The sequence below is a fragment of the Thioclava sp. UBA3469 genome (assembly GCF_002378135.1).
Taxonomy (GTDB): Bacteria; Pseudomonadota; Alphaproteobacteria; order Rhodobacterales; family Rhodobacteraceae; genus Thioclava; species Thioclava sediminum.
Map to the genome: position 1 here is coordinate 1 of NZ_DFRG01000050.1, position 282 is coordinate 282.

Genomic DNA, 282 nt, shown 5'->3' on the forward strand with positions numbered 1-282 from the left:
CAGGATATCTGCTTTGTGCCGAACGGGAATTACGCGAGCGTCATCGAGAAGCTGCGGCCTGGTGCTGCCGATCCCGGCGATATCGTGGATATGCAGGGCAATGTGCTCGGCCAGCATCGCGGCGTGATCCATTACACGATTGGCCAGAGGCGCGGGCTCGGCATCGGCGGTCTCGAAGACCCGCTTTACGTGGTGAAGCTCGATCCGGACACCCGCCATGTGGTCGTCGGCCCGAAAGAGGCGCTGTCCACCCGCACCATCCCGGTGCGCGAGATCAACTGG

The 282-nt window shown here is 63.1% G+C and carries 1 protein-coding gene; it reads left to right on the forward strand.

Going from position 1 to position 282, the window contains the following annotated elements; genetic code table 11:
- A partial coding sequence (locus B3D39_RS03700) for a tRNA methyl transferase PRC-barrel domain-containing protein (protein WP_349678080.1) occupies positions 1-282 on the forward strand: 282 nt, incomplete at both ends.